The sequence below is a fragment of the Streptomyces boluensis genome (assembly GCF_009908195.1).
Lineage (GTDB): Bacteria > Actinomycetota > Actinomycetes > Streptomycetales > Streptomycetaceae > Streptomyces > Streptomyces boluensis.
The window spans coordinates 1-3,205 of sequence record NZ_JAAAHS010000585.1 but is presented as its reverse complement, the minus strand read 5'-3'; the positions used below and the strand labels follow the sequence as shown (position 1 = coordinate 3,205).

Here is a 3,205-nt window from a genome sequence, read left to right as displayed (position 1 = left end):
GGGCAGGGCGTAGCCGTAGAACGGGCCGATGGTGTGCGACGGGGTGGGCGCGTGCCCGGTGTGGCCGCTCATGTCAGCGTCCCTCCTCGATCCAGGTGGCGGCGGGGCCGTCGAGCACGATGTCCCAGCGGTAGCCGAGCGACCACTCGGGCTTGGACAGGTCGTGGTCGTAGGCGGCGACGAGGCGGTCCCGCGCCGCCTGGTCGGTGACGGACTGCAGGATGGGGTCGTACGCGAAGAGTGGGTCGCCCGGGAAGTACATCTGCGTGATGAGGCGCTGTGTGAAGGCGGAGCCGAACAGTGAGAAGTGGATGTGCGCGGGCCGCCAGGCGTTGTCGTGGTTGCGCCACGGGTAGGCGCCGGGCTTGACCGTGGTGAAGGCGTAGGAGCCGTCGGCGCCGGTCAACACCCGCCCCACACCGGTGAAGTTGGGGTCGAGCGGTGCGGGGTGCTGGTCGCGCTGGTGGGCGTAGCGGCCGGAGGCGTTGGCCTGCCACAGCTCGATCAGCTGGCCGCGCACGGGGCGCCCGTCGCGGTCCAGGAGCCGGCCGCTGACGGTGATGCGTTCGCCGAGGGGTTCGCCGTGGTGCTGCCGGGTCAGGTCGCTGTCGAGCGCGGTGACGTCGGTCTCGCCGAAGGCGGGCGAGCCGAGTTCCACGGCCTCCGGGTCGCGCCGGGTGTCGATGGCGACGGGCGGCCTGGTGGGGTGGCGCAGCGCGCTGGAGCGGTAGGGGGCGTAGTCGCGGCGCGGGTGGTGGCTCGGCTCGGCCCCCTCGGCGAGGCCCTGCTCGTACGTCTCGCGCTCGCGCGCCATCTGCCGGTCGATCTCGGCCTGCGTCACCTCGCGCGGGGCCGTGGCCACCACTTTGTCCATCGGTACGCTCCGATCAAATTACTCAGTACACTGACTATCTCGTTCCAAGCCGGAAGCGTGGCATCATGACTGGCCAGGGTCAAGACCCTCAGTGCAAGGAGCATTCCGGTACAAGGAAGATCTCCGGTACGAGGATCCCGACGGAAGGACCTAGGTGCCCGCGCTCGACCTCAGCACCCACCCCGGCCACCTGGCCCGGCGGCTCCAGCAGGCGCACACCCTGCTCTGGCACACCGTGGTCTCGGAGGACGTCACCTCACCGCAGTTCGCGGTGCTCAACGCGCTCGCCGGTGCGGACGGCCTCGACCAGCGCACGGTGGGTGAGCGCGTCGGCCTGGACCGTTCCACCGTCGCCGAGGTGGTGCGCCGCCTGGTCGACCGGGGCCTGGTCGACAAGGTCCGCGACACCAAGGACGGCCGCCGCTCGGTGCTGCGTACGACCGAGGAGGGCCGGCGGGTGCACCGTCGGCTGAGCGGCCGCACGGCCCGGATGAACCAGATCTTCCTCGCCCCGCTGGACGCCGACGAGCAGTCCACCTTCCTGGAACTGCTGCAACGGGTGGCCGACGCGGCGGAGGACCTGCGTACACCGTGAGAGGGGCGGCGCCCCTCCCCGTACTGGCGCTCGTCCCTGGGCGGGCGCGGGTCAGGCGTCCAGGCGGCGCTTGGCGAGCCAGGTGACCATCGCGGGGTCGTGGTGGTCGAAGAACAGCGACCTATCCGCGTCGAGGGTGGCGATCCGTGCCATCTGCTCGTCGGTGAGTTCAAAGTCGAAGACGTCGATGTTCTCGGCCATGCGCTCGGCGCGCACCGACTTGGGCAACTCCATGTACCACGCCACCAAGTGGGGCGTCGAAGGGTTCGCCGAGTCGGTCGCCCAAGAGGTCGCTCCGTTCAACATCGGCGTGACGATCGTCGAGCCCGGCGGCGCACGCACCGATTCCGCTACGGCAGCGCTGCGTCGCCGACCCCGTCGACGCCTACGACGGCAACCCCGCGCACGCCTTCCACGCCATGCTCGACCCCGCCAACGGCCTCGCCCCCGGCGACCCCCAGCGCATGGCCGCCCGCATCATCGAATCCGTCGACACCGAGCCGGCACCGCTGCGGATGGTCCTCGGCTCCCAGGCACTGGACTCCACCCTCGGAGTGCTGCGCAAGCGGATCGAGGACTTCGAGGCCCAGCGCGACTTGGCGGCCTCCACGGACTTCCCGGCCGGGGAATAGCCGCCTTCCCGGCCGGGCAATAGCCTCCGCGCCCCACTCAGGCGTTCGGTGGCGCCGATCACCCGCCTCCAACCTGTCAGGAGCCGTCACCGACGCACGCGTACGGCACTTGATCGACACCACCCGCACCTTCGACACCGCCGACCAGGCCGTCGACGACAGCGATTGCTCAGTTCAGCCTGGTGGTGGCGTATGCCTCGATGGCGTCGCGCTGGTAGGCGGCCAGGCCCGGGGTGATCGCCTCGTAGGCGGTGCGCCAGACGTCGTTGTCCACGCAGGCGCGTCCGATGGCCCGGTACTCCTCGGCGGAGACGGCACGCAGCTGGGTCAGCGCCCGGTACTGGGCGTCGATCTCGGCCTGCACGGGCTCGGCGTCGGCCGGGTTGCCCGCGGCCATGAGTTCGGCGAGCCGGATCATCTGCGCGGTGCGCTCACGGTGCCCGGCCTCCGCATCGGCCTGGCTCATCGTGGCCGCGCGTCGTCCGACCTCCTCGGCGAGTTCGGGGAAGCCGGACATGTTCGCCTCGTACTGGGAGGGCTGGACGCCCTCGAACAGGTTCTCCGGTCGGTTGATGGCCATGGGGGTGCCGTCCTTTCTGGACTGCTCCAGTTCGGCGATCGTGCGGGAGACAGTGCCGGCCAGGGCATCGAGCCGGTCCCGCTCCGCGAGCAGCCGCCGGTGGTGGCCCCGCAGGGCATCCACCTCGTCGACCTGATCGGAGAGGATCCGGCCGATCTCCGGCAGTCCGACGCCCAACTCCCGCAGTACGAGGATCTGCTGCAACAGCAGAAGCTGGTGCTCCTCGTAGTAGCGGTGCCCGTTGGCGCCGATCCGGGCCGGCGGCAGCAGGCCGGTCTCGTCGTAGTGGCGCAAGGTCCGGGCGGTCACGCCCGACATCCGGGCCACCTCTGAGATCGGCCAGTCCATCACGACTCCCGCGTGCGTATCGCCGGGCCGGTCTCTCCGGCCCTGGTCACGACCGTAGAAGCTGCCGCAACGGCAACTTCAACCCCCGAGATCCCCCGCCCCGGCCCGGACACACCGCAACCCGCGCCCCGCGAATTTCTTGATCCGGGTATGCCCCGACTCCCCCCGGTATTTCC

Annotated in this window: 4 protein-coding genes and 1 pseudogene; 2 read left to right on the top strand and 3 right to left on the bottom strand. The window is 70.5% G+C overall.

Annotated elements, in window-relative coordinates; all coding sequences use genetic code 11:
• Positions 1 to 73 precede the first annotated feature (73 nt).
• Positions 74 to 874, bottom strand: a complete 801-nt coding sequence (gene pcaH / locus GUY60_RS36220) for a protocatechuate 3,4-dioxygenase subunit beta (RefSeq protein WP_161705718.1) — start codon at positions 872 to 874, stop codon at positions 74 to 76.
• Between the two features lie 154 nt (positions 875 to 1,028).
• Between pcaH and GUY60_RS36215 the strand changes: the two genes are divergently transcribed.
• Positions 1,029 to 1,469, top strand: coding sequence for a MarR family winged helix-turn-helix transcriptional regulator (locus GUY60_RS36215; protein ID WP_161705716.1), 441 nt, complete (start codon positions 1,029 to 1,031; stop codon positions 1,467 to 1,469).
• A 51-nt stretch (positions 1,470 to 1,520) separates the two neighbouring features.
• Here the strand turns inward: GUY60_RS36215 and GUY60_RS36210 are convergent.
• Positions 1,521 to 1,697, bottom strand: a pseudogene (locus GUY60_RS36210) (aldo/keto reductase); the annotation flags it as partial.
• On the opposite strand from GUY60_RS36210, the gene GUY60_RS40155 reads away from it, so the two are divergent.
• A complete protein-coding gene (locus GUY60_RS40155; RefSeq protein WP_223178778.1) occupies positions 1,657 to 2,124 on the top strand; it encodes an SDR family NAD(P)-dependent oxidoreductase in 468 nt (155 codons plus the stop codon). The pseudogene GUY60_RS36210 and the gene GUY60_RS40155 sit on opposite strands and share 41 nt — an antisense overlap.
• Before the next feature lie 146 nt (positions 2,125 to 2,270).
• Here GUY60_RS40155 and GUY60_RS36200 read toward each other — a convergent pair whose 3' ends face one another.
• Positions 2,271 to 3,029, bottom strand: a complete 759-nt coding sequence (locus GUY60_RS36200) for a MerR family transcriptional regulator (protein ID WP_161705714.1) — start codon at positions 3,027 to 3,029, stop codon at positions 2,271 to 2,273.
• Positions 3,030 to 3,205: the final 176 nt, after the last annotated feature.